We start from the raw sequence: 26,213 nt of genomic DNA, 5'->3' as shown, positions 1-26,213 counted from the left end.
CAAAAAAGCCGGTCACATGCGCCGCTTGTCCACCCTTCCGGACCATTTGATCCTGATAATTGGCGCCGTCCTCATGTGCGGCCCTGTGCTGGCGCTTTTCCTGACGACGACCCACGGCCCCGAAGCTCTGAGGACGGACGGCATGGCCCTCTTCCCCGGCGATCGGCTAGTGCAGAATTATTCAAAGGTCCTGACGGTAAGCGGCGGCTTCCAGGACGACATTAGCGCCCTTCGCATGATCTGGAATTCTTTCCTTCTCGGCGCCGGTTTCGCCGCGGCCAAGGTCTGTCTGTCGCTTGCTGCGGCCTATGCACTTGTCTATTTCCGGCTGCGGTTTGCCGGCGTCCTTTTCTGGGTGTTGCTGTTTTCGCTGATGCTGCCGCTCGAATCCCGCTTTCTTGCGACCTATGACGTCGTTGCCGGCCTCGGGCTGGTCAATACGCAGGTCGGCCTGATCCTGCCGCTCGCCGCCTCCGGGATCGGGACCTTCTTCTTCCGGCAATATTACAGAAACATCCCCGAGACCTTGCTGGAATCGGCGCGGCTGGACGGTGCCGGACCGTTCCTGTTTTTCAAGGATATCCTGCTGCCCCTGTCCCTGCCCATGGCCGGAGCTCTGTTTCTGGTCGCCTTCGTCAACGGCTGGAACCAGTATCTGTGGCCGGTCATGGTGACCACCGACGAGAAAAGCTACACCCTTGTCCGCGGCTTGCAGTTTTTCGGGCAGACAAGCCTTAACGGCATGATTCTGGCTGTGCTGGCGGTCATCCCGCCGGCCGGGCTGTTGCTCCTGTTTCAGCGCAAGTTCGTCAAAGGCCTCTTCGACGGCATGCACTAGAGTCAGGATCCTAGTGCCTGGCAAAACACCCAGGCGGAAGGCCCGGGTGTTCTCAAGTCTGCAAACCTGGTTCCAACCGTCAGCGGCCCAGATCGTGCTCCGGGTTGGCGCTGATCTTGTGGATGGCAAGGTCGGCCCCGATATGTTCGTCCTCGGCCGACAGGCGAATCCCGACAAAGCGCTTCAGGACGCCATAGACGACGAAGCCGACGACAGCGGCATAGGCCGCTCCGGTCACCGTACCGGCAATCTGGGACAACAGCGAAACGCCACCGAGGCCGCCAAGGCTTTCCAGACCGAAGATGCCTGCGGCGATGCCGCCCCAGGCGCCGCAGATGCCGTGAAGCGGCCAGACGCCGAGCACGTCGTCGATCTTCAGCCGGTTCTGGCAGATTTCGAAGCCCTTGACGAAGACGACACCGGCAACGCCGCCGACGATCAGGCTGCCGATCGGATGCATGATGTCCGACCCGGCGCAGACGGCGACCAGACCGGCCAGAGCGCCGTTATGGACGAACCCGGGGTCGTTCCGGCCGGCAATCAGCGCCGTCAGGATACCGCCAACCATGGCCATCAGCGAATTGATGGCGACCAGTCCTGAAATGCCCTGAAGCGACTGCGCGCTCATCACGTTGAAACCGAACCATCCGACGCAAAGCATCCAGGATCCCATGGCCAGCCAGGGCAGGGACGACGGCGGGATCCCGATCGGCCTGCCGCGGCTGTCGTAACGTCCCCTGCGGGCACCAAGAAGCAGGACGGCGCCGAGCGCAATCCAGCCTCCGATTGCATGAACCACGACGGAACCGGCAAAATCGTGAAATTTAGCGCCGAAACCGGATTCCAGCCATCCCTGAATTCCGAAGTTGCCGTTCCAGACGACACCTTCGAAAAGCGGATAGGCGATGCCGACCAGGGCCGCGGTGGCCAGGCACTGCGGCAGAAACTTCATCCGTTCGGCGATCCCGCCTGAAATGATGGCCGGGATTGCTGCGGCGAATGTGGTCAGGAAGAAGAATTTCACCAGGGTCAAGCCCTGCAGTTCAAATCCGCTGCCCCCGCCGGACAATGTCGCGGCATTCACAAAGAAACTGGTTCCGTAGGCGACCCCAAATCCGACGAAGAAATAGGCGATGGTCGAGATCGCGAAATCGACCAAGATCTTCACCAGCGCGTTCACCTGGTTCTTCTGGCGGACCGTACCGACCTCCAGAAATGCGAAGCCACCATGCATCGCAAAGACGAGAATGGCTCCCAGAAGGACAAAGAAGACATCTCCGCCCACGTTCGTGTCGGTCATTTCTGGCTCCCGATTATGCAGATGCCCATTATCTGAGCGTATTTTTGGAAGCCACAGCTTTCAAGCTGCATGCCAAACAGGCAGGTTGGCGAAAACCGGATCATTTTTAGGGTCAATCGTTCGGAATTCCCGGTCCAAATCTCAAAAAAGACCAATAAATAGGCATTATTGCTAGGCAACTTGACTATTTTCTATGCATTTCTGGAAAATCGCCTGTCATCCGCTCCGGGGAAACCTGATTTGACCTGACCCGGCCGGATTGGCATGGTTCCGCCATGATCCGCGGCATTCTCATCGATCTGTCAGGCGTCGTTTACATCGGCGATGAACCCGTTGCCGGCGCGCTGGAGGCGTTGTCCCGGATACGGAGATCCGGCCTTCCCGTCCGTTTTCTGACCAACACCACTCGCACACCGAAACGGGGCCTGTTGCGGCGCCTGTCGAAGATGGGGTTCGAGATTGCGGCCGAAGAGCTCTTCACACCGGCGCAGGCGGCCCGCGAGCTTTTGATCGAGCGCGGGCTGACGCCGCATCTTCTGATCCATCCGGCCCTGGAAGAGGATTTCCGAGGCCTGCCGCCGTTGATCGGGGGTGAGCGCGCCGTGATCGTCGGGGACGCGGCCGACGGCTTCACCTATCAAGCCCTGAATGCGGCATTCCGGGAACTGGCGAATGGCGCGGTCTTTCTGGCGCTGGCGAAAAACCGGACCTTTCTCGACGCGGACGGCAGCCTCAGCCTCGATACCGGCGCCTTCGTCGCAGCGCTGGAATATGCCAGCGGCCGCACGGCCACGGTCCTTGGAAAACCGTCCAAGGATTTCTTCGCCGAGGCCGCCCGGGAAATGGGCGTTGACCTTAACGACCTGGCGATGATCGGCGACGATGTGGAAAGCGACGTGTCGGGGGCGCTTGCCGCCGGCGTGGGCCATGCGCTTCTGGTCAGGACGGGAAAATACGCCCCCGGCGCGGAAGCCGCCGCCGAACCGGAACCCACTGCCGTGGTGGATGACATCGGCGCCGCTGCCGACTGGATCCTCGCCCGTATCTGACTGGGTCGGCCCGCGACAGAAAACAAGCACTTTTCGAAAAGCCAAGAAAAAAGCCCGGGGCGAACCCCGGGCTTCAAGTTTGCGGTCTGAGCCAGTTAGACCGCTTTGGGAGATGTTAGGGTCAGACCCGCTGGGAGCCCGTACCGAATTCCGGATAGGCTTCGACACCGATCTCGGCCTTGTCGAGACCCATGGCTTCTTCCTCTTCGGACACCCGGATACCGATGGTGTACTTCAGGATGAGCCAGACGATCGTGCTGACGACCACAACGAACACGCCGTAGGCCGCGATACCGGTCAGCTGGGTGAGGTAGGAGGTGTCGCTGTTGGAGAACGGCACGATGAAGGTGCCCCAGATACCGGCCAGCAGGTGGACCGGGATGGCGCCGACAACGTCGTCGATCTTCAGCTTGTCAAGCAGCGGAACCGCGAAGACCACGATGGCTGCACCGACGCCGCCGACGATGACCGACTGCAGGACGGTCGGAGCAAGCGGTTCGGCCGTAATGGAAACCAGACCTGCAAGCGCACCGTTGAGCGCCATGGTGACGTCGACCTTCTTGTAGAGGATCTGGGTCAGGGCCATGGCGACGACAACACCGGCAGCAGCAGCCATGTTGGTGTTGGCGAAGATACGGGAGACGTCGGAAACGTCGCTGATGGAGCCCATTGCGAGCTGGGAAGCACCGTTGAAGCCGAACCAGCCGAGCCACAGGATGAACGTGCCCAGGGTTGCCAGCGGCATGGAGGAACCCGGCATTGCGTGAACGCTGCCGTCTGCACCGTACTTGCCTTTACGAGCACCCAGGATCAGGGCGCCGGTCAGAGCTGCCCAGCCACCGACGGAGTGCACCAGGGTGGAGCCTGCGAAATCGGAGAAGCCCATTCCATCGAGCCAGCCTGCGCCCCACTTCCAGGAGCCGGCGATCGGGTAAATCAAGCCGGTCAGGACAACAGTGAAGATCATGAACGGCCACAGCTTGATGCGCTCGGCCAGGGTCCCGGACACGATCGAAGCCGTGGTGGCGCAGAACACCATCTGGAAGAACCAGTCGGAGGCCGTGGAGTAACCGGCAACCGCGCCGGTGTCGTCCGTTGCAAAGCCGCCAACGGCGTCGAACGCATAAGGGCCGAACGAGCCGATGTAGCCGCCGTCAACGCCGGTGTACATCAGGTTGTAGCCGGTGAGCCAGAACAGCAGGCCGGCGACCGAATAGAGTGCGATGTTCTTCAGGCACTGCATGGACACGTTCTTGGAACGAACGAGGCCGGCTTCCAGCATGGCGAAACCGGCTGCCATCCACATGACGAGGAAGCCGCCGATCAGGAAGAGCAGCGTGTTGAAGATATACTGGGTTTCAGGCGAAACCGCCGGGGCAGCATCCTGGGCAAATGCCGGTACGGCCATCAGGCCGAAGGCGCCGAGAGAAGCCGCGCTTTTTGCGACAAGTTTGTTCATCTTGGTTTTCCTCACAACAATCAAAGAGCTTCGGCGTCGGTTTCGCCGGTACGAATGCGCACGACCTGGTCGATCGAATAGACGAAGATCTTGCCGTCGCCGATCTGACCCGTCTTTGCCGCGGAGGAGATGACTTCGACCACTTTGTCGACAGCATCGCTTGCGACAGCGACTTCGATTTTCAATTTAGGCAGGAAGCTCACTGCGTATTCAGTGCCGCGGTAAATCTCGGTGTGCCCTTTCTGGCGGCCATAGCCCTTCACCTCGGTTACCGTCAGGCCCTGGATGCCGATGCCCGTCAGCGCATCACGCACTTCATCGAGCTTGAACGGCTTGATAATGGCCATCACGATTTTCATTGCTCGTTCCCATTCCTCTTTCTTCACCCCTTCCCGGCGAAGAGGCTCGCTTGACCGTCCCGTTTGGCACCCCCCTTTAGGTTCCACCCTGCCGAGAACCATTCGGTTCAAATCAGAGCCCGCAAACGCAAGAAGCCGGGTCGGTTTCGCCCCCTCTACAAACAAGGACCGTGCCAACTTCAAAAAAAGAGTCTGGAAATGGCGGTATTCTGCGGGTTTTCGGGCTTTGAAAGACCGGTCACAGTTTCAATCCGGTTGAAACGCCTGAAATCGAGTCACTGGATGAGGCTATTTTTTGTGCAATTTTCAAAATTCGCCTAAAAAATATGCATATTTTCTGAGCGGGTCCTGCCTGCGACCAATAAAGAGGCAAAAAATCGGATGAAAACCTCTTGTTAACCCGCAGGAGTAGTGCTTCGAGGAGGCCCAGTTTCTCCGGTCTCAGCCCGCTTTCATCTCCTATCGGCCTGCAAACGCGGCGTCATGCGGAAAATCCGCCGTCATCCAGAAACGCCTGCTCCTCCGGCGTGGTCTCCCGTCCGAGCACCGCGTTGCGGTGGGGAAAGCGGCCGAAACGGCGGATCACATCCAGATGGATCAGCGCATAGAGATAAAAGTCCCGGTCGTCCGTCTTGCGGAACAGGTCGACGCCTTCCTGCTGGGCATCCATGTCCTCGGCATGTTCGAACGGAAAATAGAAAAAGGCCCGCACGTCCTTGGGGAACGCCTTGTCATATCCCCTTGCAACGGACTCTTTCGCAATGCTGAGTGCCAGGGCGTCGGCCTCGAAGGCGCGCCTGTCGTTTCGAAAGATATTTCGCGTGAACTGATCGAGCAGCAGGATCAGGGCAAGGGCCCCGTGAGCGGTGTCCGCCCAGGCGTCAAGTTCTCCTCTCTGGCCCGCCTCGATCGTGGTCAGGAACCGCTCCCGGATTTTCCGGTCGAAGTTGTCATCGCGGGCAAACCATTTTGAGGCGCCCGCCTGCCACCAGAAATCGAGAACATCGATCGGATTTGCCAAAGTCTCGGACATGGTGGACCCTTCCTGAGTTGAAGACAGATGCAGCGTATTGCATCTATATAGCAGCTAGGTCCAAAATCCCGATCAGACAAGGAACCGGTTTTCAGTGAGCGACGACATCCTGTTGGATTTGAAGGGGCTGAAGTGCCCGTTGCCGGTTCTCAAGACCCGCAAAGCCATGGCAAATCTTGAAAAGGGAACCCTGATCACGGTCCTGACGACCGACCCCATGGCCGCGATCGACATTCCCCATTACTGCCAGGAAAACGGTCATCGCCTGGTAAGCGCCGAAATGAGCGGCGAAGCCGGACGTTTCATTCTGGAAAAGGGCTGACTCCAAACTCGGGCCCCAAACTCCGCGCCGGATGTCAGGCTCCCGCGATCTGGTCCATTTTCGCGGCCAGCTTGAAGTCCAGCGCCGTCAATCCGCCGGCATCGTGGGTTGCCAGAGTGACCTCGACATGCCCGTACACGTTCGACCATTCCGGATGATGGTTCATCTTTTCGGCCACCATGGCCACGCGGGTCATGAAACCGAAAGCCTCGTTGAAGTCCCGGAACCGGAAGCTGCGGGTAATCGCCTCCCGCCCCTCTGCCGGGCGCCATAGCGGCAGCTTCTTGAGTTCCTCCGCGCGTTCTGCATCCGTCAGACGTTCAGCCATCGGCATTCCCCTCCTCAATTGCGACGTCCAATTCGTTTTTTTCGCCGGGTCGCTTTTCGCCGACAAGAAACGCCGTTTTCATGTATCCAACGCCCTTGACCTCGATCGGTTCGCGCTCCTGGAACGAAAACATGTGCTTGGTACGGCTTTGAAAAGCCTCCGTCACCTGAATGCGCCCGGCCTCGGAGTGCGATTCCATCCGGCTTGCCACGTTTACTGCATCGCCCCATACGTCATAGGAATAGCGGCGCTTGCCGATCACCCCGGCAATGGCCGTTCCTGTGTGGATGCCGATACGCAGATTGAGCCGGACGCCGTTCAACGGTTCGCAAGTCTCGATCGCATGCAACATGGCAAGCGCCAGCCGGCCGATGGCGACCGCGGCTTCATCCGTCCCGCCTTCCAGGCCGCCGACCACCATATAGGCATCGCCGATGGTCTTGATCTTCTCCGCTCCCGCCTGTTCGACCAGACGGTCGAAGGACCGGAACAGGCCGTCGAGATAGCCGACAACCTCATCGGGTGAAAGAAGCCGTGCCGCCGGCGTGAAGCCGACCAGGTCGGCGAACAGCACGCTGACGTCTTCGTGCCGGTCGGCGATGCGTTCCTGGGGATCGGCCTTGAGCCGGTCGGCGATCGGGCGCGGCATGATCGTTTCCAAGAGGGTTTCTGACCGTTCGTGCTCGGCCTGCAATGCCGTTTCCGCCCGGTGAAGGGCGGTCAGGGCATAGACGATCAGAACGGTGGAAATGATCAGCACGTTGACCATCACCTGGGCGGCGAGTTGTCTGCGGAACTCCATGTCATGCGGCATGACCGGCCCGACGTCCGGCGCGAACTGGTAGGAGACCAGCAGCAGCAGGAGGGCGACCAGAAAGACGCCCATATAAATGCGCCAATGATGGACGCCGAAGAAGATGAAGGCGGCTCCGCCGAGCGCAAAATAGGCCTGGGTTCCGCTTTCAAGGCCCAGCGCCCAGACCACGAACGCATTTCCAGCCGCGGTGACCGGAATGAAATAGAGCGCAGCCGCATTGTCGCCGAAGCGATGAAACCGCGACGTCAGCGAAAACAGAACGATCATCACCATGCCGTAGATGCTGATCGGCATCAGACCGAAAAACGCATGAAGGAGATTCTGGGCCGTGTGGAAGATATTGTCGGCCACACCGACCAGCGCGGACACATTGACCACCATCTGGCGGCGGCGGACATATCTGTCGGTTGAATGAATCCCGGCCGAGGCGAGACGGCGCAGCCAGGATGGGGCCTGAATCCCCCCGGCGATCCCGAGCAAGTCCGATGTGGACCAGTTCTTCATCAATTGCATGCCTTTGAACCGGCGGACGACCCTGCCTTTCCAGAATCCGCAATTTTCCGTTCCATACAGCAAAAGCCGACAGGACCCATTTATCAAGGCCGGTCGATGAAACCGCAACTCCCCGGCCGTGCGGCAAGCGGGAGGGATGTCCGTCATCCCGTTGACAGGGCCGGGGCGAACCGCTTTTTCTAGCCCATGACCTCAGTTCTGTTCGTCTGCCTTGGAAACATCTGCCGCTCTCCCCTTGCCGAAGGCGTATTTCGCCACACCGTGGAACAGGCAGGTCATGGGGGAAGGGTCCTGATCGATTCCGCCGGGATCGGAAACTGGCATCGCGGCAATCCGCCCGATCCCCGTTCCGTCGAGGTGGCCGCTTTGAACGGCATCGACATCTCGAACCTCCGGGCGCGGCAGGTGGAAAGGCACGATTTCGACCGGTTCGACCTGATACTGGCGATGGACCGCGACAACCTCGCCTCCCTGCGGCGAATGAGCGGGCCGGACCAGACGGCCAGGATCCGGCTGTTCCTGGAACGCCCCGCGCGCGATGTTCCCGATCCCTACTACGGCGGGGCGGACGGATTTCAGGACGTTTACGGGCTGGTAAAGAGCGGCTGCCTCGACCTGCTTGAAGAATTGCGCCTCGTCTGAGCCGCCGGACACTGGACAAGGCCTTCCTTTATCTGGAGGAACGCGCGCCTGTTCCTCTGGCACACATCCTCAAACGGACACGGCCGAGAACAAGCAACACCGGAAGCCCGAAATCTCCACCCGCTTGATCCGCCTCAAAGCAGCACCAGATAGAAACTGTTTCTCTTTGAGTAACGACAACAAACCGGACGGAAAAGGAGTTCGCTATGGCCGGGATTCAAATCGCTCATGACGCATGGGTGCTGGTTGGCGATGGTGAAAAGGCGTTGGTTTTCCGAAACGAGGGAGACGAGAAGTTTCCCAATCTCCAGGTCATCCAGATCATGGAAAATGAAAATCCGCTGACCAAGGAACAGGGCTCGGACGAACCGGGACGCCGCAATGACGGTCCGGGACCGCAGAAAAGCGCGATGGAGCCGACGGACTGGCACACGATCGAGAAACATCGCTTTGCCAAGGATATGGCAGCCGCGCTCTACAAGGCCGCCCACAAGGGCCGGTATTCCAAGCTCGTCGTCGTCGCCCCGCCGATGACGCTCGGCGATCTGCGCAAGGAATTTCACAAGGAGGTCAAGGACAGGGTCGTCGCCGAATTCGACAAGACCCTGACCGGTCATCCGCCGTCGGAAATCGAGAAGATCCTCACCAAGGCCTGAGCGGCTTCAGGCTTTCTCACCTCTGGTTGTAAAACATGCCCAGAAACCGGCGTGCGGATGTGTATATTCGCGCGCCGGTTCTTTTTGCGACGACATGAACGAGGCGGCCTTTGCGCGTGAACCATTCATCCAGGGCCCTGTCCTGCAGGAACGCGGGCGTGGCTTTGTAAAAAAGTCGGTGCACATACAGGATGACGAGCAGCGTCAGGCCCCAGGAAATCATCGTATCGGACAGGAAGTGCCCGCCGAACGCGATCCGGTTGACGGAAAGGACAAAGGCAAGCGGCAGCACGAAACACAGCATTGCGAACCGCCATGCGGCCGGAACCAGAAAGACGGCGGCAACCAGCCATATCCCGGCCGACGCCTCGCCGGACACGAACGAGCAATTGGTGTCGCACAGGTTCGTCGGCCACCAGACCGGCTGGTAGGGCAGGTCTCCGCCGAACTGGTCGATCATGACCGGCCGTGGCCGGCCCCAGTTGTTCTTCAGGATCAGATTGACCAGGACGCCCGGCCCCAGGATCAGCGTCGTCAGCAGGAAGAGCGGCGCCCGCAAAGGAACAAGCGGCCGGCGGCCCGGCACCAGGATTTTCAACAGCAGAACCGCGCCGCTTGAGATCGCAATGATCCTGACAAGGTAGGGTCCGAGATAACGAAGACGGCGCAGGAACGGATCGGACTGCGCCCAGAATCCGGTTTCATCGGAATAAAACAGGCCACTGACCCACAGATCGACGGAGGGAAAAACTAGGAAGAAAGCCGATACCAGGACGACATAGATCGCGACCGCGGCTATGGGATGCCGCTTCGCCCAATCGATGGCCTTGCGCCACACGCCATGCAGCCTATTGTGTCGAAAACCTCGGGCGCTCATGTCCTGCTGTTTATACCATTCAATTCGTGCGGCCAATGCTTCTGCCCCGGAAGCGGACGGCTTTCCGCCCGGGCCGGCTGCTGCATCACCAGAAAATCCCATGACCGACCATCCCTCAAATCAAATGCATTCTGACCCGGACCGGCCGCTGTTGCATTTCTGGTTCGAATTCGCCTCCACCTACAGCTACCTGTCCGCGATGCGTGTCGAAACGGTGGCGAGGGACCGCGGCGTGCAGCTTGTCTGGCATCCGTTTCTGCTTGGGCCGATCTTCAAGAAACAGGGCTGGGACACATCGCCGTTCAACGTATATCCGGCCAAGGGCCGATACATGTGGCAGGACATGGAACGGCAATGCGACAAGCTCGGGCTTCCCCTCGTCGTGCCGGATCCGTTTCCCCAGAACAGCCTTCTGGCCGCCCGTATCGCCCATGCCGGCCGGCAACGCCCCTGGATCGGCGCCTTCGTACGCGCGGTCTTCGACGCCGAATTCGGTCAGGGACAGGATATTTCCGATCCCGCGCTCCTTGCCGGGCTTCTTCAGGAAGCAGATGCGGATGCGAAGGCCGTTCTGGAGGAGGCTGAGTCCATCGACATCAAGATCGGTCTGCGTGCTGCCGTCTCCGAGGCGGAGGCCCTGGGCATATTCGGAGCGCCCAGTTTCGTCACCGTCAATGGCGACCTTTACTGGGGCCACGACCGGCTGGAAGACGCACTCGACGACGCCCTTTTGCTCACCCGCTAGATCGTTACGGGAGCATCCGGCTTCACGCCGTTTGCACGATAGTCTCGGGCATGGTCCAGAGCCTGGTACAGAAGGGCCGGCGACAGCGGTTTTGTCAGCACCTCGAGGAAACCCGCTTCCTTGAGCCTTTTGTCTCCAACCGATTCCATGGCGGCGGTCACGGCAATCAGCGGGATTTTCTCACCCGACCGTACCTGCAGGAGTTTTTCCGCAACCTCCAGCCCGCTCATTCCGGGCATATGCAAATCCAGCAGGACGGCGTCGAAAGTCCTGGCTGTCAGCATCTCCAGCGCCGCCGGGCCGCTGTCTGCCTCGTCACAGGTCATGCCGAAGGATTCCAGCAGAGCCGACAGGAGCCGCCGGTTGGTTTCATTGTCGTCGACAATCAGGACATGTTGTTCGGCGTGCGGAAGGTTTTCGACATCTTCCTCGTTCCGAGGCTCGGAAGCCGGTTCCAGGTCCCTTGTCGGCGGCACCGTGATCTCGAACCGGCAGCCTCCCGCTTTCGGGCTCACCAGGCGGAGCTTGCCGCCAAGGCCCCTGATCAGCTGGGTCGCCCCCCAAAGACCCAGCCCGGCGCCTTCGCCCGACGCCCGGCCGGTCTTTCCGCGAACGAAGGGCGCGAACAGCCGGTCCCGCTCCGCCGGATCGATGCCCGGTCCGGTATCCGCCACGCTGATGGTCAGACCTGAATTCTCCTGTTCCTCTGAAAGGCCGGACCGCACGGCAACGGTGATGCCGCCTTCAGCGGTATATTTGACGGCATTGTCGACAAGTGTCGTCACCGCCCTGCGCAAGGACGCCGCCTTTTCCGCTTCGATCGGCATATCGGCTGCTTCAGGCACCAGCTCGAAGCGCAGCCCTTTCTTTTCGGCCATGGGACGGAACAGGTCGAAGACATCGCGAACCAGCGACACGGCCTCCTTCGGAGCTTTCGATTTCCGCGCGTCCGGCGAATCGGAGCGGATCAGGTCTTCCGTCATGTCGGAAAGCGCATCGATGGACCGCAGGAGAATGGAAAGATATTCGCTTTGCGCCTCGCTCAATTCGCCTCTGGCGATCAGCTCCGCCGTGGTCTTCATGGCAGCCAGCGGCGTTCGCAGGTCATGCGCGAGCAAGGCGGTTTCATTGCCGTTTTCAGCCTTCATGTCGGCCAGGACCTGTCCGTTCGTTGCGATTGCACAATCCGCCCTTGCCAACATCGGGCCCGGTCGTCATGCTGCAGTCTTCATATCCCACCCTCACCGGCTTCAAGCCACCTCTCAAGACCCGCTTGAGGTGTTTGCATCGCCCGGCAAGCTTTACCCGGACGCCATCATGCCCGAAGAAGGGTTAGCAAACCTGAAAACCGCCACGAGAGCGAAGATTTAAATGACTGGCCAAGTTCTGAGCATCGTCCTCCCGGTCTTCATCCTGATCGGGGTCGGCTATCTTGTCGCCCGGGTCGGACTGATGTCGCAGACCGTCGGCGAGGCTCTCGGGGAATACGTCTATGTGATCGCCATTCCGGTTCTGGTCTTCAAGACACTGGCGGTCGTCAATCTGGACGGCCAGAGTCCGTGGGCGATCTGGGCCGCCTATTTCACCGGCATGGCGGCCACCTGGATCGCCGGCAATCTGATGATCCGCAAGGTTTTCGGGCGCGAAGCAAGGGCCGGCGTCATCGGCGGCATTTCGGCCGCCTTTGCCAATACCGTCATGGTCGGTTTGCCGCTGGTGTCCCAGGTTTACGGCGATGCCGGCCTGGTGCCGCTGCTCCTGATCATTTCCGTGCACCTTCCGGCCATGACCGCGGCAACCGCCGTCCTCATGGAACGGGCGGCGGCGCTCGACGGGGTCAGCACGCCGCCGCCGATGCCCGAACTTTTGAAGCGGATCGGCCGCAATCTGATCGTCAATCCGATCGTCGTCGCGATCACCTGTTCCCTGATCTGGCGTGGCACTGGCCTGCCGATCGAGGGGCTGTTCCAGGATATCCTGAACCGGATTTCGGCGACCGCGCTGCCGGTCGCCCTCCTGTCTCTGGGCATGAGCATGGTGACCTACGGCATCCGCGGGAACGTGCTGCCCGGATTCCTGCTGAGCGTCCTGAAGCTCGGCTTCATGCCGGCGGCCGTCTTTGTCATGTCCGCCTATGTGGTCCATCTGCCGCCGCTGTGGACGGCGGTGGCGACCTTGACGGCAACGTGCCCGACGGGCGTCAACGCCTATATCTTCGCCAACCGGTACGGCACGGGCCACGCCATGTCGACCAACGCGATCACACTGACGACGGCAGCCGCCGTTGCCACCAGCGGGCTCTGGTATGCCTTTCTGGAAACCTGGCGGGCATTCTAGGATCAAGACAGCACGTCAGTGCGACATCACGGTCGCGTCCATTGCAGGCGATGACTTGAAGCCGTCACGGACAATCGTGGCGAACTCGCCGAAAGCCACCGGCGGGCTCCACAGATACCCCTGGGCATAGGACGCGCCCCAGGCACGCAGCTGGTCGAACTGGAGCGGTGTCTCGATGCCCTCCGCGACCGTCTTCATTTTCAGCTGCCGGGCCATCATCAGGATCAGCTGCACGATCGCCCGCTGGTTTTCGTCCTCAGCCATGTCGCGGACGAAGGACCGGTCGATCTTGATCGTGTCGAACGGCATGGTGGCAAGCGTGTTCAGGCTGGAATAACCGGTGCCGAAATCGTCGATCGCCAGGTGCACCCCCTCCTCCTTGATCGGAAGGATCTGGCTCATGACACGCTGGGGATCGTCCATCACGCTGGATTCGGTGATTTCCAGCTCCAGACGGTCGAGCGGAAAGCCGCTTTCGCCGAGAATGCCGAGGGTGCGGTCGGTAAAATAGACGGACTGGAACTGGACGGGCGCCACATTCACCGCGACCTTGAGGTCGTGGCCTTCCGCCAGCAGGCGGTTCATGTCTTCCAGGGACTGGCGCAAGACGAATTCGCCGATCGGGGTCATCAACCCGCATTCTTCCGCAATCGGCACAAACTTGAAGGGCGGCACGCTGCCCAGTTCGGGGCTCGACCAGCGCAGAAGCGCCTCCGAACCGATGATCTTTCCCGAAGCCAGGTCGATCTTCGGCTGATAGAACACCCGCAGTTCATCATTATCGAGCGCATTCATCAGGTGGCGTTCTATCTTCTGCCGTTCCAGCGCCTCCTCGCGGATCCTTTCGTTGAAGATCGTGGCCTGGTCCCGCCCCTCCTCCTTGGAGCGGTACATGGCCATGTCCGCGCAGCGCAGGACGTCGTCCGATAACCTCCCGTCCTGGGGATAAAGCGCGATGCCCATGCTGGCGCGCACGATCAGGCTTAAGGGATCGACGCGGACCGGCCGGCCGATCTTCTCGATCACGATCTCCGAAAGTTCCACCAGTTTTTCGGCGTCGGTCATGCCGGGAAGGACCGCGACGAATTCATCACCCGCAAACCGGGCGACAAACGGCGCCGATGTGGTATGCGGCTCGAAATGATCGGCGACAAGAGACCTGATCCGCGCGGCGACGTGCTTGAGCAGTTCGTCACCTACCGCATGGCCACGCATGTCGTTGATCATCTTGAACCGGTCGAGATCGATGAACAGGACGGCGCCTTCCGCCCGCGGCGACAGGTCGATCAGCTGGATGGCGGTGTTTTCGAATTTCAGCCGGTTCGGAAGCCCGGTCACCCCGTCGACGTGGGCAAGATATTCGATGTGCTTGATGGTCTTGCGCAAATTGACGGCCATGGCCTTGAAAGCTTCCTGAAGCTCTCCGACCTCACCGTTCGCATCGACGACCATGTTCGGATCGAGGAACCCTTGCGCGGCCTCGTTCGCGGCCTGTGTCACCCGGCTGATCCCCCGGGTCGACCGGTACATCAGGTAGGTGCCGATGGGCACGACCGCGATAATCAGAATTCCGAACAGAACGAGCACCTGAACGAAGACTTCGCTCCTGACCGCCTGAATCTCGTCGGTCGACATTTTCACCAGAACGGCGCCGACGGCTTCGCCGTTGTGCAGAACAGGCAGATAGTAATCCGTGGATTTTGCGTTTTTGCCGGTGACCGGTTCCCCCGCACTTACGACCCTGACAGCAACCGGGTCCGACGCCGGCGAAACCCCGGTTTCACGCGATCCCGCATCGAAGGCAATCACCTGTCCCGACGCGGAAAAGATCTTCGCCGCAACCACTTCAGGTTCGGAGGCCAGTGCATTCAGGAGGGGCTGGAGCGTTGCAAAATCGTTTCGTTCGATCTTGTCGGCAGAAAGCCCTGCAATCAGTTTCGCATGCCCCATGGCGGCGCGCTCGAGCCCGTCTTCGACGGCCTGCATTTCGTCCCTGTAATTGATGAAGGCCATGATCAGCGAAAAGGAAATCATCAAAAATATCAGATAGGCCGTAGACCGGATGAAAACCCGTCCGTATGCAGTCTGCGCCCCGCGAAAAAATGCCCTGATCTTTTTCACGCAAAGTTCCCCGCAATCCCGGGAAAGCGACTTTTATTCGAATGAATGGCCTGCAATCCGTTTGCTCCCGCATTCCAATGGCAGGGAAATTCTTCTCGCGACACGCAACGGCGGATAAGCACCCGGCCCGAATGCCTGTCGCGGGCAAAGCTCAAGAAACACGAAACAAGTATATAAAGTTATAATCTTTAAAGACCATCGTGTTTCTGCGTAATTTTGAATGTCGTTTTCTTTAATAGACTTTCTTATTAAGTTTTAATAAATGGTATTTTTACCTATTCTCATGATGACTATACGTCATCTGGAATACCTATCCTCTCCCGAACGTCCTCCGCCGTATGCCCCGCCATTCGCAACTCCCTCAGACTGGTGCTCCGGTCGGATTTCGCAAGCTTGCGGCCATCGTGATCCAGTATCAGGCGGTGGTGCCGGTACCGCGGTTGCGGCAGCCCGAGCAGGATCTGCAGGAGCCGGTGCACCGACGTCGCGTGATAAAGGTCCCGCCCCCGCATGACGTCTGTCACGCCCTGCCGGGCATCGTCGACAACAACAGACAGATGATAGCTGGTCGGTGTGTCCTTGCGGGCGAGGATCACATCGCCCCAGGCATCCGGCGCGGCCGTGATCTCATCGGGCTCAAACCATTCGGGGCCGGCCGGGCTTGCGGGCAATTCCGCGCTGCATTCGCGCCACGTGAGCGGTTCCCGGACCAGTTCCAGGGCACGGCGCATATCCAGCCGCACGGCGAAAGGCGCATCGGCGTCAGCCCGCCGACGGCACTCTTCGTCGCTCAGAACGGCACGGTCGCCCGGATAATGCGGCGCGCCGTCCGGATCATGCGGCCATGAAGCCCCCGCAGCCTCCTTCTCCGCCACGAACCGCTTGATCTCGCCGCGCGTCAGATAGGCACGATAGGTAACGCCCATCTGCTCCAGTTTCTGAAGAGCGTCTTCGTAGTCGGCGAAATTCTCCGATTGCCGCAACACCGGCGTTTCCCATGTGAGACCGAGCCAGGCGAGGTCTTCCAGCATGTCCCGTTCCAGCTCCGGCGTGCACCGTACCGTATCGATATCCTCGACCCGGAGCAGGAACCGGCCCCCGGTCGCCAAAGCCGAGCGGTAATTCAGAAGCGCGGAATAGGCGTGCCCGAGATGCAGATGACCATTGGGCGACGGCGCAAAACGGAAAACCGGAACTGTCATCGGGACGGATCTTGTAGCAATGTGATCGTGTTTGGCTCGTCTGACGGACCTGAGCCATAACAGCTAACCGGTTGCAGACAAGGAATTTCCGTGAAACCGATTGAAAGTCTCGATGACATCGCAGAAGGCGTGACCGCCCTTCAGCGGCTGGACCCGCGCCTGGTTCCCGTCATCGCGGCATCGGGGGACATTCCCCTGCGCCGGCGCGCGGCCGATTTCGCCGGCCTCGCTCAGATCGTCACCGGCCAGCAGGTCTCCGTCGCCAGCGCCGCGGCCATCTTCGGCCGCCTCGAACAGCGTGTCCGGCCGCTGAACGAGCACGGACTGGCGGCCGTCAGCGACGAGGAGCTTGCAGCCGTCGGCCTCTCCCGCCCCAAGATCCGGACGTTCAGAGCAATCGAAGACGCCTGCCGTAACGGCCTCGACCTTTCACACCTCGCCGAGCGTCCCGGCCACGAAGCCCATGGTGAATTGTGCGCGATCAAGGGCATCGGCCGCTGGACCGCCGATATCTTCCTGCTCTTCTGCGCCGGCCATCCGGATGTCTTTCCGAGCGGCGACCTGGCGCTTCAGGTTGCCGTCCAGGGCGCTTTCGGGCTGGAAGACAGGCCGAAACCCGGAACCCTCGACGAAATCGCCGAGACCTGGGCCCCCTGGCGCGGCGTCGCCGCCCGCGTGTTCTGGGCCTGGTACAGGGTGCAGAAACAGGGTCGCGAAACCATGCCGCTTTAGGTCAACGCTTCATGCCGACCGCAAAGCCTCGATGGATTTCAGAAGCAGCGCAATATCCTGCGGCCGGGACAGCCGGTGGTCGCCGTCGGGAACAAGCGTCAGCGTGACATCGTCTTCCGGCAGAGCCTCCGACAGGCGTTCCGCATGGCGCCAGGGAACATCCGGGTCCTGGACCCCTTGCAGGATCGTCACCGGACAGCCGGTTGCTATTCGTTTGTCGAGGATGAGATGCCGGCGCCCGTCCTCGATCAGCCTGGCGGTGATCACGTAAGGATCCTCCGAATAGGCGGAAGGCTGCTGCCAGCGCCCCTCGGTCAGGATCGCCTCCCGGATCTCGTCGGTGAACCGCTGCTTCCACATCAGTTCTTCGGTAAAATCCGTCGCCGGCGCGATCAGCACCATGCCCCTGATGTGACCCGTGTCCCGCCGCGCCAAAGCCAGAAGCAGGGCGATCCAGCCGCCCATGGAAGACCCGATCACGATGGTCGGCCCGCTGCAGAACCGGTCGAAGACGGCGAGGGTCTCCTCCAGCCAGTCGGACACGCAGGCTTCCTCGAACGCGCCCTCGGAGATCCCGTGGCCGGAATAGTCGAACCGGGTGCAGGCAAGGCCTTCTTTCGCCGCCCATTCGTCGAGTTCCACGGCCTTCGTGCCGCTCATGTCCGACTTGAAACCGGAGAGCCAGAACAGGCCGGGGCCTTGTCCCTCACGATGACGCACGGCGATCCGGCGGGTCGCACTTGCTTTTCCGGCCGCTTTTCCAATCTCGATGAATTGCGGTTCGTCGGCGTTCATATTAAGGCTCTGCCCAGTTTCATGGTTTCAGGTCCCGTTTGGCATAGACGGAGACAAATGAGAAGTCTGACCGCCGGAGCCCTCCTTGGCCGAAAAAGCGAATGTCATCCTGCAAGTCATTCCGGACCTCGTGACCGGCGGCGCGGAACGCACCACCGTCGATGTCGCCGCGGCCGTCGTTGAGGCCGGCGGAACGGCCCTGGTGGCAAGCGAGGGCGGGCAGATGGTGGCGGAACTCGAGGCCGTCGGCGCAAGACACATTCATTTGCCGGTCAAGTCGAAGAACCCGCTCACGATCTGGAAAAACGCCGCCAGGCTGCAACAGATCATCGAAGCGCAAGACGTCGGCCTGATCCATGCCCGCAGCCGGGCGCCGGCCTGGTCCGCCCTTCTGGCGGCCCGTCGCTGCAACATTCCGTTCGTGACCACCTATCACGGCATCTACGGTCAGAAAGGACCGCTGAAGGCACTTTATAACTCTGTCATGGCCCGCGGCGACGCGGTGATCGCCAATTCCGCCTATACCGCCCGGCTGATTGCCGAGCGCCACCCCTTTGCAAGAGAGCGGATCGATGTCATTCACCGGGGATCGGACCTGTCCGCTCTCGCACCGGGCGCCGTTACCGACGACCGGAAAGCGGCACTTGCCGCCGCATGGGGTCTCGAGCCCGGACGCCCGGTCATCCTCCAGCTCGCAAGGGTCACAGGGTGGAAGGGCCAGAGGGTCGTCATCGACGCCATGGCAGCTCTCAAAGACGCAGGGCTGACAGCCCCGGTCGCCATCCTGGCCGGCGATCCCCAGGGCCGCGACGCGTACGTCGCGGAACTGAAAAGCAAGATCTCCCGTTACGGCCTGGAAAATCAGGTCAGGCTCGTCGGCCACTGCGCCGACGTGCCGGCAGCCCTGGCGCTCGCGGATCTTTCCGTCGTGGCATCGACGGCGGCCGAAGCTTTCGGCCGGGCTGCCGTGGAAGCCCAGGCGGCGGGCGTCCCCGTCATCGTCTCCGATCTCGGCGCCGTTCCCGAAACCGTGCTCGCCCCGCCGGAAGTCTCAGACGCGAACCGCACCGGCTGGCGCGTGCCGCCAAACGACCCTCAGGCGCTCGCCGAGGCCATCCGGCATGCGCTCGCCCTGTCGGCAGACGAGCGCACCGCCCTCATCGCCCGCGCAAGGGCCCATGTGACCGCAAAATTCTCCGTCGAAGCCATGTGCGCAAAAACGCTCGCCGTTTATGAGCGGCTGCTGGCCGTCAGGCGTTAGATCTACTCGGAGAATTGGAACAGAAGCTGGCCCCGGTCGCCGCGCCGGACGCCGGCGGTCAGTTTCCGCCTGTTGCGATCGCGCTCCTGCCGGGCAAGTTTGAAAAAGCTGTGGTAGGTCAGACTGCGAAGTTGGCGGCGGTCGAAAGCGAGCTGTTTTTTCTCGCATTCCTTTTTCGACTCGCGAATGAGCCTGGCGATATCCCGATTGAGAGACCCGCAGAATTCCGGTCTGAGTTTTCTGACGTCCCGTTCCAGCTGTCGGGCGCAGGACAGATAGATTTTTTTATGCACGGCCTCATGGCCCCGGACGAACCGCTGCAGACTTTTCCAGCGGCTCTTCGTCCTGCGGTCGAAGGAGCTTTCCTGCGCCGCATAGGGCAGGGTCAAGGTGAACTGAATGCGCAGCCGGAACCGGTCGGCCTTGCAGGAGGCCCCGCTTTTCTTCGTCTTGAAATCGAAGGAATATTTCGGTCGGATATTGGCGATCGCCGCTCCGGAGTCCCCGTGGAATGGCCTGTCCCGCATATAGGCTGCCACGTCGGCCGCCGTCTTGCCGTAAACCGTGTATTTGCGCTCGACCGTTTTCTGGATGATTTCCGCACGAAGAATATCACCTGCGCCCAAAAGGAGCACAGCAGCAGCCGCAATCGGAGCTGTTATACGCCACCCCATCTGAAAGCCCGAAGCCGGTAACAACGTGCGGCAGCCATCCTCGCACGGAAACCCGGTTTTCGCAAAAACCTGCCGTTACGACGCTTCAGGCCGCGAGCGGATAGGCTTCTTCCACCAGATAGGGCCCGCCGCCGACACTCGCCTTGGCGGAAAACAGCACGAACCGCCCGGCGACGAAGGGCGGCGCCTGGAAGTTGCCCCGTTCCGACAGCCACTTGGCGACATCCTCGTTGGACGAGGTCCGGCAGCGGGCAATGGTGACATGGGGCAGGTATTTGCGCCGTTCCGGCGGCAGGTTAAGCCGCTGGATGATCCGCTCCTGCTCCGCCTGAAGCTCGTTGAGCTCCGGTGTCGGCTCCACCCGGGCCCAGACCGCATGCGGCTTGCCGTTGCCGAAGGATCCGAGCCCGCTCAGCCGGATCTCCACCGGTTTGCGGCGGATACGGTCGAGCGCATCGGCAATCTCGTCGGCGGTCCGGTCGTCGATATCGCCGATAAATCTCAAGGTGATGTGATAGTTTTCAGGATCGATCCAGCGTGCGCCCCGAAGGCCGCCCCGGAGCATGGAAAGCATGAGACCAGTCTGGGACGGGATCTCAAGACCTGTAAACAATCGCGGCATGGGACACCCCTCCGCTGACGCTGATGGTTCCATCAGGAATCAACTTTGCTGCCAGTGCAAGGAGAAATCGTAAGCCCTTGGAATATAGGGACGGATCACGCGCGGGCCTCAGCAGGCAGGAAGCGGTATCGGGCGCGGACCGGCCCGAAACAGCAAAGTGATTCTATGTCGTAAAACTGTCAAAAACCTACAGAAACAAGGACTTGAGGCTGAGGTGGAAACCGGGGCCCGGCGCTCGGCCAGGCCCGTTCCGCAACCGAATGAACGGAAGTCGAAAGATCAGGGCGCGGGATTGCCGCGTACCTGGTGGATCGCGTTGATCCGCGCTTCCAGGTCTGCCGTGATCTTGACGTTCACCGCACCGAGATCGGTTTCAAGCTGATCCATGCGGGTCGCACCGATGATGACCGAGGTCACGAAGCTGCGGCTGAGCGCAAAGGCGAGCGCCATTTGCGCGACATCCAGTCCGGCGTCCTTCGCCAGGGCCAGATAATCGTCGATCGCTTCCGCGGTTCCCGGCTTTTCATAGCGCTGCAGGCGGTTGAAGAGGGTCTTGCGCGCACCGTGCGGCAGGGCCCCGTTCTGGTATTTGCCGGTCAGATACCCTTGCGCCAGCGCCGAATAGGCAAGCAGGCCCACATTCTCCCTCAGGGCGATTTCGGCCAGATTGATCTCGAAGGTCCGGTTGACGAGCGAATAGGCATTCTGGATCGAAACGACCCGCGGCAGCCCCATGGCTTCGGCAGCCTTCACGAAGGTCATTGTGCCCCAGGCGCTTTCATTCGACAGGCCGATGTGGCGCACCTTGCCCGCCTTGACGAGACCGGCCAGCGCTTCCAGCGTGGTCTCGATCGGCGTCTCGTCATCCACCGGAGCCGGATCGACCCACTGGGTCGGATTGGAACCGAAGCCCGACACTTCCCGGTCCGGCCAGTGCAGCTGGTAAAGATCGATGTAATCCGTCTGCAGGTTGCGCAGGCTCTGGTCGACCGCCTCCTCGATCTGGGCTTTGGTCAGCCGGCCTTCGGACCCGTCCTTGCGGAACCAGGTATTGGCCGTCCGGCCGACGACTTTCGACGCCAGGATGACCTTGTCGCGGTTGCCGCGGCTCTTGAGCCAAGTGCCGATAATCCGCTCGGTCCGGCCCTGGGTCTCCTTGATCGGCGCAATCGGATAAAGCTCCGCCGTATCGAGGAAATTGACGCCGCGGTCGAGGGCGAAGTCCATCTGCGCGTGGCCCTCGGCCTCGGTGTTCTGTTCACCGAAGGTCATGGTGCCCAAGCATATGGAGCTGACGTTCAAGTCGGTGCGGCCAAGACGGCGGTAATCCATCTGAGAAATCCTCAAACTGTTCGTTTGAATCCGGTTTGATTCTGTACTGGAAAAATGCCGGTGCTCAGGAGGAGCCGGCTCTTTTGATCAGGTCTTCGACCGCAGGTAACATATTCTGCACGATGATGGAAACGCCCTCGCCGGTCGGATGCATGCCGTCGGCCAGATTGAGTTCCGGCTTCATGGCGACGCCCTGCAGGAAGAACGGATAAAGCATCGCCCCGTGGATCCTGGCGATATCCGCGAAAATCGGATCGAAGCGGGACGCATAGTCTTCTCCGAGATTGCGCGGCGCCAGCATGCCGGCGACCAGAACCTTCACGTTCCGGTCCGTCAGGCGGCTGACGATCTCACTCAGGTTCTCGCGGGTCTTTTCCGGCGGCAGGCCGCGCAGGGCGTCATTGGCGCCAAGCTCGACAATCACGGCCTTCGCGTCCGGTCCGACCGACCAGTCGAGCCGCGCCAGACCGTCCGCGGTCGTGTCGCCGGACACCCCGGCATTCACCACCTCAACGTCATGACCCTGCTTTTCGAGCGCAGCCTGCAACTGTGCCGGGAAGGCGTCGTCGGCCGGAAGTTGGTAACCGGCCGACAGGCTGTCGCCGAGGACGACCAGCTTCAGCGGCGCGGCGAACGCTGCGGTAGAAAAACCGAAGACCAGAAGAACGGCGGCAAGGGTTTGATACATTTTTGTCCACATGGGAAGACTAGCCTACTCCGTACTTGAGCCCCATATGAGCGCTTGCAGTTGCAATCCGCGCGTCCACCGGGGCGGCATGAAACCAGTGTGGGCCAAGGCACGGCCCGAACCCTTATATAGGCCTGATGATGACGAACGGACCAGTGATCGCCCTGAAAGATGTTCATCTTGCCCTCGGCGAAGGCGCTGGCCGGGTTCATATCCTCAAAGGCATCGACCTTGATATTCAGCCCGGAACCTCCGTCGGGCTGGTCGGTCCGTCCGGGTCGGGAAAATCCACGCTCCTCATGGTCATGGCCGGCCTGGAGCGGGCCGATACGGGCTCAGTCAAGGTCGCCGGTTCGGACCTCGGGCCCCTGTCGGAAGACCAGCTCGCGCAATTCCGCGGCCGCAACGTCGGCATCATCTTCCAGTCGTTCCATCTCGTGCCGAACATGACGGCGCTTGAAAATGTCGCCGTTCCGCTGGAACTGGCCGGCGACGGGCAAGCCTTCGACAAGGCCCGCCAGGAACTCGATGCGGTCGGGCTCGGCCACCGACTGCATCACTATCCCGCCCAGATGTCCGGCGGCGAACAGCAAAGGGTGGCGGTCGCCCGCGCGCTTGTCGTCCGGCCGGAGATCCTGATTGCCGACGAACCGACCGGAAACCTGGACGACGAGACCGGCGCCCAGATCGTCGACCTGATGTTCTCCGCCCAGAAGGAACGGCGCACGACGCTCGTTCTCGTGACCCACGATCCGGCCCTGGCGGAACGATGCGACAGGGTCATCCGGGTCCGCTCCGGAGAAGTCGACGAAAGAACGTCCAAACCGGCCGCGGCCGGTAACAGGACCGCTCAAGAGGCCAATACCGGGGCCAGCGCATGAGCGGCTTCGTGGCAAGTCCTTCCGGAAGCGGTCTGCGTCTGGCGATCCGCTTCGCCCTGCGCGAACTGCGCGGCGGTTTGAAGGGATTTTACATCTTCATCGCCTGCATCGCGCTCGGTGTTGCCGCCATTGCCGGCGTCACCTCCGTCTCCCGCGCGCTGACGGAAGGTATTTCCGCCGAAGGCCAGTCCATTCTCGGCGGCGACCTGTCCTTCGCGCTGATCCACCGTCAGGCCGACGAAGCCGAAAAGGCCTATCTGGGTTCGCTCGGCCAGGTCTCCGGCGTTGCCACCATGCGCGCCATGACACGGCTTCCCGACGGCAGCGATCAGGCGCTGGTCGAACTCAAGGCGGTTGACGGCAATTATCCCCTCTACGGCAGTATGGTCCTGCAGAACGGTCAGGATTTCGCCGGGGCCCTGTCCCGCAAGGACGGGGTCTGGGGCGCGGTCGCCGATCTGTCCCTGCTGGCCCGCCTGAATATCTCCGTCGGCGACACCCTGGACCTGGGCCGGGCAAAAATCCGGATCAACGCCGTCATCGAAAACGAACCCGACAAGCTGGCCGGCGGCCTGGAGTTCGGACCCCGGCTGATGATTTCAGATGCCGCCATTCCCGACACCGGACTTGTGCAGCCGGGCAGTCTGGTCCGCTGGCATTACCGCGTCAGGTTGCCGGGCGACCCCACCGACGCGACCCTGCAACGGGTGATTTCCTCCGCCGAAACCGACTTTCCCAAAGCCGGCTGGCGAATCCGCTCTCGGGCCAACGCCGCACCGGGCCTCCAGCGCAACATCGACCGGTTCGCCCAGTTCCTGACCCTGGTCGGACTGACGGCGCTTGTCGTCGGCGGGGTCGGGGTCGCCAACGCCATCCGCGCTTACCTGGAAACCAAGCGCAATGTGATCGCCAGCTTCAAGTGCCTGGGCGCGACCGGCGGCTTCGCCTTCCAGGTCTATCTGGTGCAGATGCTGATCCTCGCCCTGATCGGCATTGCGATCGGACTTGTCATCGGCGCCATCATTCCCTTCGCGGCCGGCGCGGCGCTGGCCGGTGTCCTGCCGGTCAAGCTGGTGACCTCGATCTATCCCATGGAACTGGGCCTCGGCCTCGTCTACGGGCTTCTGACCGCGCTCGCCTTTGCGCTCTGGCCGCTCGGACGCGCCCATGACGTGCCGCCCACGGCGCTCTTCCGCGACATCGTCTCCGACAAGGTCCGGCTGCCCCGCAAGCGCTATCTTTTTGCCACCGCCGCGACCGTTCTGCTGCTGGCCGCCATCGCCATCGCCCTTGCCCACGACAAGCGGATCGCGACCATCTACATCGGCGCCTCCGCCGGCGCCTTCATTCTCCTGGTGCTGGTCGCCAGGGGCATCATGGCCATTGCCAGACGCCTGCCGTCGGTCCGTTCCACCGAACTCAGGCTGGCAATTGCCAATATCCACCGGCCCGGCGCCCTGACGCCGTCTGTGGTCCTGTCCCTCGGCCTGGGGCTCAGCCTGCTGGTCGCCCTTGCCCTGATCGACGGCAATCTGCGCCGGGAGCTGACCGCGACCATCGCCGACCAGGCGCCAAGTTTCTTCTTCATCGACATCCAGGGTTCCGAGCGCGACGCCTTCCAGGCGCTGCTGGAGCGGAATGCGAAAGACGCGAACCTGCAAAGCGTTCCCATGCTGCGCGGCAGGCTGGTCGCCCTGAAAGGGGTTCCCGTCGATCAGATCCAGGCTCCGCCCTCTGCCGCCTGGATCCTGCGCGGCGACCGCGGCATCACCTATGCGGCCCGCCCGCCGAAGAATTCGAAAATCGTCGAAGGCAAGTGGTGGCCGGAGAATTACGCCGGCAAGCCGCTCGTGTCCTTTGAAGCCGAAGCCGCGCGCGATCTCGGCCTGGCGATCGGCGATGATATCACCGTGAATGTGCTGGGCCGGGAGATCACGGCGGAAATCGCCAATCTGCGCCAGGTCGAATGGCAGTCGCTTGCCATCAATTTCGTCATGGAATTTTCCCCCAACACCTTTGCCGGCGCGCCGCACGCCTATCTCATGACCCTCGGCTGGGACAAGGAGGTCGGCGCGGCTGAAGAGCTCGGCCTGCTGCACTCGGTGGCAAACGCCTTTCCGACCGTCACCGCGATCCGGGTGAAGGACGCCATTGCCCAAGTCAACGACCTCGTCGCCCAGCTGGCCTGGGCCATTCGCGGCGCGTCCTCCGTCACCCTGATCGCCAGCGTTCTGGTGCTGGCAGGCGCCCTGGCCGCCGGGCACCGCAACCGGATCTACGATGCGGTGATCCTGAAAACCCTGGGTGCCACGCGCACCCGGCTGATGGTCGCCTACGGTCTGGAATATGCCCTGCTCGGCCTTGCCACCGCTGTCTTCGCGCTTGTTGCCGGCGGACTGGCCGCCTGGTTCGTGATTTCGGAGATCATGAATGCGAGTTTCACGCTTCTGCCCGTCACCGCGGTCAGCGCGGCCCTGATCGCCCTGGTTCTGACTGTCGGTTTCGGCCTGATCGGCACATGGAAGGTTCTGGGTGAAAAGCCGGCTCCGGTTCTGCGTAATCTGTAATCAGCTTGAGACAAGCTGCGAAGTACAGTTATCCTGATGCCTCGTAAAAATGACGATCACCTG

26 protein-coding genes are annotated in these 26,213 nt (G+C 61.4%); 11 read left to right on the top strand and 15 right to left on the bottom strand.

Annotated features, from left to right (window positions below; all coding sequences use genetic code 11):
* Positions 1 to 73 precede the first annotated feature (73 nt).
* Positions 74 to 838: a carbohydrate ABC transporter permease gene (locus HK439_RS11250; protein ID WP_235987806.1), complete on the top strand. Its 765-nt coding sequence runs from the start codon at positions 74 to 76 to the stop codon at positions 836 to 838.
* 79 nt (positions 839 to 917) lie between these two features.
* On the opposite strand, the gene HK439_RS11245 is transcribed toward HK439_RS11250, so the two are convergent.
* Positions 918 to 2,138 carry an ammonium transporter gene (locus HK439_RS11245; RefSeq protein WP_190291599.1) on the bottom strand — a complete coding sequence of 407 codons (1,221 nt, stop codon included), beginning with the start codon at positions 2,136 to 2,138 and terminating at the stop codon, positions 918 to 920.
* Between the two features lie 275 nt (positions 2,139 to 2,413).
* On the opposite strand from HK439_RS11245, the gene HK439_RS11240 reads away from it, so the two are divergent.
* The gene (locus HK439_RS11240) at positions 2,414 to 3,187 is read left to right on the top strand and encodes a TIGR01458 family HAD-type hydrolase (RefSeq protein WP_190291597.1); all 774 of its coding nucleotides are present in this window, start codon (positions 2,414 to 2,416) and stop codon (positions 3,185 to 3,187) included.
* Between the two features lie 121 nt (positions 3,188 to 3,308).
* On the opposite strand, the gene HK439_RS11235 is transcribed toward HK439_RS11240, so the two are convergent.
* The 3 genes from HK439_RS11235 to HK439_RS11225 all read right to left on the bottom strand — a co-directional run bounded on the left by HK439_RS11235 (position 3,309) and on the right by HK439_RS11225 (position 6,038).
* Positions 3,309 to 4,646 carry an ammonium transporter gene (locus tag HK439_RS11235; protein WP_190291596.1) on the bottom strand — a complete coding sequence of 446 codons (1,338 nt, stop codon included), beginning with the start codon at positions 4,644 to 4,646 and terminating at the stop codon, positions 3,309 to 3,311.
* A 20-nt stretch (positions 4,647 to 4,666) separates the two neighbouring features.
* Positions 4,667 to 5,005 (bottom strand): P-II family nitrogen regulator, encoded by a 339-nt coding sequence (locus HK439_RS11230; RefSeq protein ID WP_190291594.1) that lies wholly within the window; start codon positions 5,003 to 5,005, stop codon positions 4,667 to 4,669.
* Between the two features lie 481 nt (positions 5,006 to 5,486).
* Complete coding sequence (locus tag HK439_RS11225; protein WP_190291593.1) at positions 5,487 to 6,038, bottom strand: DUF924 family protein; 552 nt, start codon at positions 6,036 to 6,038, stop codon at positions 5,487 to 5,489.
* 94 nt (positions 6,039 to 6,132) lie between these two features.
* Here HK439_RS11225 and HK439_RS11220 point away from each other — a divergent pair, with 94 nt between their 5' ends.
* Positions 6,133 to 6,360 carry a sulfurtransferase TusA family protein gene (locus HK439_RS11220; RefSeq protein ID WP_190291591.1) on the top strand — a complete coding sequence of 76 codons (228 nt, stop codon included), beginning with the start codon at positions 6,133 to 6,135 and terminating at the stop codon, positions 6,358 to 6,360.
* A 34-nt stretch (positions 6,361 to 6,394) separates the two neighbouring features.
* On the opposite strand, the gene HK439_RS11215 is transcribed toward HK439_RS11220, so the two are convergent.
* Positions 6,395 to 6,688, bottom strand: coding sequence for a 4a-hydroxytetrahydrobiopterin dehydratase (locus HK439_RS11215; RefSeq protein WP_190291589.1), 294 nt, complete (start codon positions 6,686 to 6,688; stop codon positions 6,395 to 6,397).
* On the bottom strand, positions 6,681 to 8,009 hold the full coding sequence (locus HK439_RS11210) for an adenylate/guanylate cyclase domain-containing protein (protein ID WP_190291587.1): 1,329 nt from the start codon (positions 8,007 to 8,009) through the stop codon (positions 6,681 to 6,683). The genes HK439_RS11215 and HK439_RS11210 overlap by 8 nt, the downstream gene beginning before the upstream one ends.
* Positions 8,010 to 8,204: 195 nt before the next feature.
* Between HK439_RS11210 and HK439_RS11205 the strand changes: the two genes are divergently transcribed.
* Positions 8,205 to 8,660 carry a low molecular weight protein-tyrosine-phosphatase gene (locus HK439_RS11205; protein ID WP_190291586.1) on the top strand — a complete coding sequence of 152 codons (456 nt, stop codon included), beginning with the start codon at positions 8,205 to 8,207 and terminating at the stop codon, positions 8,658 to 8,660.
* 206 nt (positions 8,661 to 8,866) lie between these two features.
* Positions 8,867 to 9,316, top strand: coding sequence for a host attachment protein (locus tag HK439_RS11200; RefSeq protein ID WP_190291584.1), 450 nt, complete (start codon positions 8,867 to 8,869; stop codon positions 9,314 to 9,316).
* Positions 9,317 to 9,332: 16 nt separating this feature from the next.
* Here the strand turns inward: HK439_RS11200 and HK439_RS11195 are convergent, their stop codons facing one another.
* Positions 9,333 to 10,193 (bottom strand): phosphatase PAP2 family protein, encoded by an 861-nt coding sequence (locus tag HK439_RS11195; protein WP_190291578.1) that lies wholly within the window; start codon positions 10,191 to 10,193, stop codon positions 9,333 to 9,335.
* A gap of 124 nt (positions 10,194 to 10,317) precedes the next feature.
* Here HK439_RS11195 and HK439_RS11190 point away from each other — a divergent pair, with 124 nt between their 5' ends.
* Entirely contained in the window at positions 10,318 to 10,938 is a 621-nt protein-coding gene (locus HK439_RS11190; protein ID WP_190291577.1) for a 2-hydroxychromene-2-carboxylate isomerase, read from the top strand.
* Here the strand turns inward: HK439_RS11190 and HK439_RS11185 are convergent.
* Positions 10,935 to 12,086, bottom strand: a complete 1,152-nt coding sequence (locus tag HK439_RS11185; RefSeq protein WP_209011728.1) for a hybrid sensor histidine kinase/response regulator — start codon at positions 12,084 to 12,086, stop codon at positions 10,935 to 10,937. The two genes, HK439_RS11190 and HK439_RS11185, sit on opposite strands and share 4 nt — an antisense overlap.
* 223 nt (positions 12,087 to 12,309) lie before the next feature.
* Between HK439_RS11185 and HK439_RS11180 the strand changes: the two genes are divergently transcribed.
* Positions 12,310 to 13,275: an AEC family transporter gene (locus tag HK439_RS11180; RefSeq protein ID WP_190291575.1), complete on the top strand. Its 966-nt coding sequence runs from the start codon at positions 12,310 to 12,312 to the stop codon at positions 13,273 to 13,275.
* Between the two features lie 15 nt (positions 13,276 to 13,290).
* Here HK439_RS11180 and HK439_RS11175 read toward each other — a convergent pair whose 3' ends face one another.
* Together HK439_RS11175 and gluQRS are read right to left on the bottom strand one after the other, a co-directional pair.
* Positions 13,291 to 15,309 carry an EAL domain-containing protein gene (locus tag HK439_RS11175; protein ID WP_190291573.1) on the bottom strand — a complete coding sequence of 673 codons (2,019 nt, stop codon included), beginning with the start codon at positions 15,307 to 15,309 and terminating at the stop codon, positions 13,291 to 13,293.
* 377 nt (positions 15,310 to 15,686) lie between these two features.
* Positions 15,687 to 16,598 carry a tRNA glutamyl-Q(34) synthetase GluQRS gene (gluQRS, locus tag HK439_RS11170; protein ID WP_190291571.1) on the bottom strand — a complete coding sequence of 304 codons (912 nt, stop codon included), beginning with the start codon at positions 16,596 to 16,598 and terminating at the stop codon, positions 15,687 to 15,689.
* Positions 16,599 to 16,688: 90 nt separating this feature from the next.
* Here gluQRS and HK439_RS11165 point away from each other — a divergent pair, with 90 nt between their 5' ends.
* Entirely contained in the window at positions 16,689 to 17,330 is a 642-nt protein-coding gene (locus HK439_RS11165) for a DNA-3-methyladenine glycosylase family protein (RefSeq protein WP_190291569.1), read from the top strand.
* 9 nt (positions 17,331 to 17,339) lie between these two features.
* Here the strand turns inward: HK439_RS11165 and HK439_RS11160 are convergent, their stop codons facing one another.
* Positions 17,340 to 18,125, bottom strand: a complete 786-nt coding sequence (locus tag HK439_RS11160; protein WP_190291568.1) for an alpha/beta hydrolase — start codon at positions 18,123 to 18,125, stop codon at positions 17,340 to 17,342.
* A gap of 85 nt (positions 18,126 to 18,210) precedes the next feature.
* On the opposite strand from HK439_RS11160, the gene HK439_RS11155 reads away from it, so the two are divergent.
* A complete protein-coding gene (locus HK439_RS11155) occupies positions 18,211 to 19,386 on the top strand; it encodes a glycosyltransferase family 4 protein (RefSeq protein WP_190291566.1) in 1,176 nt (391 codons plus the stop codon).
* A gap of 2 nt (positions 19,387 to 19,388) precedes the next feature.
* On the opposite strand, the gene HK439_RS11150 is transcribed toward HK439_RS11155, so the two are convergent.
* The 4 genes from HK439_RS11150 to HK439_RS11135 all read right to left on the bottom strand — a co-directional run bounded on the left by HK439_RS11150 (position 19,389) and on the right by HK439_RS11135 (position 22,702).
* Positions 19,389 to 20,060, bottom strand: coding sequence for a DUF922 domain-containing protein (locus HK439_RS11150; protein WP_190291564.1), 672 nt, complete (start codon positions 20,058 to 20,060; stop codon positions 19,389 to 19,391).
* 85 nt (positions 20,061 to 20,145) lie between these two features.
* A complete protein-coding gene (thpR, locus tag HK439_RS11145; protein ID WP_190291562.1) occupies positions 20,146 to 20,682 on the bottom strand; it encodes an RNA 2',3'-cyclic phosphodiesterase in 537 nt (178 codons plus the stop codon).
* Positions 20,683 to 20,961: 279 nt separating this feature from the next.
* The gene (locus tag HK439_RS11140) at positions 20,962 to 22,014 is read right to left on the bottom strand and encodes an aldo/keto reductase (RefSeq protein ID WP_190291561.1); all 1,053 of its coding nucleotides are present in this window, start codon (positions 22,012 to 22,014) and stop codon (positions 20,962 to 20,964) included.
* A gap of 64 nt (positions 22,015 to 22,078) precedes the next feature.
* Positions 22,079 to 22,702, bottom strand: coding sequence for an arylesterase (locus tag HK439_RS11135; protein WP_190291559.1), 624 nt, complete (start codon positions 22,700 to 22,702; stop codon positions 22,079 to 22,081).
* Between the two features lie 140 nt (positions 22,703 to 22,842).
* Between HK439_RS11135 and HK439_RS11130 the strand changes: the two genes are divergently transcribed.
* Together HK439_RS11130 and HK439_RS11125 are read left to right on the top strand one after the other, a co-directional pair.
* Positions 22,843 to 23,583: an ABC transporter ATP-binding protein gene (locus HK439_RS11130; RefSeq protein WP_190291557.1), complete on the top strand. Its 741-nt coding sequence runs from the start codon at positions 22,843 to 22,845 to the stop codon at positions 23,581 to 23,583.
* The gene (locus tag HK439_RS11125; protein ID WP_190291555.1) at positions 23,580 to 26,150 is read left to right on the top strand and encodes an ABC transporter permease; all 2,571 of its coding nucleotides are present in this window, start codon (positions 23,580 to 23,582) and stop codon (positions 26,148 to 26,150) included. The genes HK439_RS11130 and HK439_RS11125 overlap by 4 nt, the downstream gene beginning before the upstream one ends.
* Positions 26,151 to 26,213: the final 63 nt, after the last annotated feature.

It is taken from the genome of Roseibium aggregatum, from assembly GCF_014692675.1.
GTDB lineage: Bacteria > Pseudomonadota > Alphaproteobacteria > Rhizobiales > Stappiaceae > Roseibium > Roseibium aggregatum_C.
Note: the sequence above shows the minus strand (reverse complement) of the source record. Positions and strands in the feature narration are given on the sequence as shown.

What these genes read in the sequence shown, in the direction of transcription:
- gluQRS (WP_190291571.1), bottom strand. Translation starts at nt 16,598, where the DNA reads ATGACAGTTCCGGTTTTCCGTTTTGCGCCGTCGCCCAATGGTCATCTG.
- HK439_RS11200 (WP_190291584.1), top strand. Translation starts at nt 8,867, where the DNA reads ATGGCCGGGATTCAAATCGCTCATGACGCATGGGTGCTGGTTGGCGAT.
- HK439_RS11130 (WP_190291557.1), top strand. Translation starts at nt 22,843, where the DNA reads ATGACGAACGGACCAGTGATCGCCCTGAAAGATGTTCATCTTGCCCTC.
- HK439_RS11150 (WP_190291564.1), bottom strand. Translation starts at nt 20,060, where the DNA reads ATGGGGTGGCGTATAACAGCTCCGATTGCGGCTGCTGCTGTGCTCCTT.
- HK439_RS11160 (WP_190291568.1), bottom strand. Translation starts at nt 18,125, where the DNA reads ATGAACGCCGACGAACCGCAATTCATCGAGATTGGAAAAGCGGCCGGA.
- HK439_RS11175 (WP_190291573.1), bottom strand. Translation starts at nt 15,309, where the DNA reads ATGATTTCCTTTTCGCTGATCATGGCCTTCATCAATTACAGGGACGAA.
- HK439_RS11250 (WP_235987806.1), top strand. Translation starts at nt 74, where the DNA reads ATGTGCGGCCCTGTGCTGGCGCTTTTCCTGACGACGACCCACGGCCCC.
- HK439_RS11140 (WP_190291561.1), bottom strand. Translation starts at nt 22,014, where the DNA reads ATGGATTACCGCCGTCTTGGCCGCACCGACTTGAACGTCAGCTCCATA.
- HK439_RS11240 (WP_190291597.1), top strand. Translation starts at nt 2,414, where the DNA reads ATGATCCGCGGCATTCTCATCGATCTGTCAGGCGTCGTTTACATCGGC.
- thpR (WP_190291562.1), bottom strand. Translation starts at nt 20,682, where the DNA reads ATGCCGCGATTGTTTACAGGTCTTGAGATCCCGTCCCAGACTGGTCTC.
- HK439_RS11225 (WP_190291593.1), bottom strand. Translation starts at nt 6,038, where the DNA reads ATGTCCGAGACTTTGGCAAATCCGATCGATGTTCTCGATTTCTGGTGG.
- HK439_RS11185 (WP_209011728.1), bottom strand. Translation starts at nt 12,086, where the DNA reads ATGAAGGCTGAAAACGGCAATGAAACCGCCTTGCTCGCGCATGACCTG.
- HK439_RS11190 (WP_190291577.1), top strand. Translation starts at nt 10,318, where the DNA reads ATGCATTCTGACCCGGACCGGCCGCTGTTGCATTTCTGGTTCGAATTC.
- HK439_RS11205 (WP_190291586.1), top strand. Translation starts at nt 8,205, where the DNA reads ATGACCTCAGTTCTGTTCGTCTGCCTTGGAAACATCTGCCGCTCTCCC.
- HK439_RS11210 (WP_190291587.1), bottom strand. Translation starts at nt 8,009, where the DNA reads ATGAAGAACTGGTCCACATCGGACTTGCTCGGGATCGCCGGGGGGATT.
- HK439_RS11235 (WP_190291596.1), bottom strand. Translation starts at nt 4,646, where the DNA reads ATGAACAAACTTGTCGCAAAAAGCGCGGCTTCTCTCGGCGCCTTCGGC.
- HK439_RS11230 (WP_190291594.1), bottom strand. Translation starts at nt 5,005, where the DNA reads ATGAAAATCGTGATGGCCATTATCAAGCCGTTCAAGCTCGATGAAGTG.
- HK439_RS11125 (WP_190291555.1), top strand. Translation starts at nt 23,580, where the DNA reads ATGAGCGGCTTCGTGGCAAGTCCTTCCGGAAGCGGTCTGCGTCTGGCG.
- HK439_RS11245 (WP_190291599.1), bottom strand. Translation starts at nt 2,138, where the DNA reads ATGACCGACACGAACGTGGGCGGAGATGTCTTCTTTGTCCTTCTGGGA.
- HK439_RS11215 (WP_190291589.1), bottom strand. Translation starts at nt 6,688, where the DNA reads ATGGCTGAACGTCTGACGGATGCAGAACGCGCGGAGGAACTCAAGAAG.
- HK439_RS11195 (WP_190291578.1), bottom strand. Translation starts at nt 10,193, where the DNA reads ATGAGCGCCCGAGGTTTTCGACACAATAGGCTGCATGGCGTGTGGCGC.
- HK439_RS11135 (WP_190291559.1), bottom strand. Translation starts at nt 22,702, where the DNA reads ATGTATCAAACCCTTGCCGCCGTTCTTCTGGTCTTCGGTTTTTCTACC.
- HK439_RS11180 (WP_190291575.1), top strand. Translation starts at nt 12,310, where the DNA reads ATGACTGGCCAAGTTCTGAGCATCGTCCTCCCGGTCTTCATCCTGATC.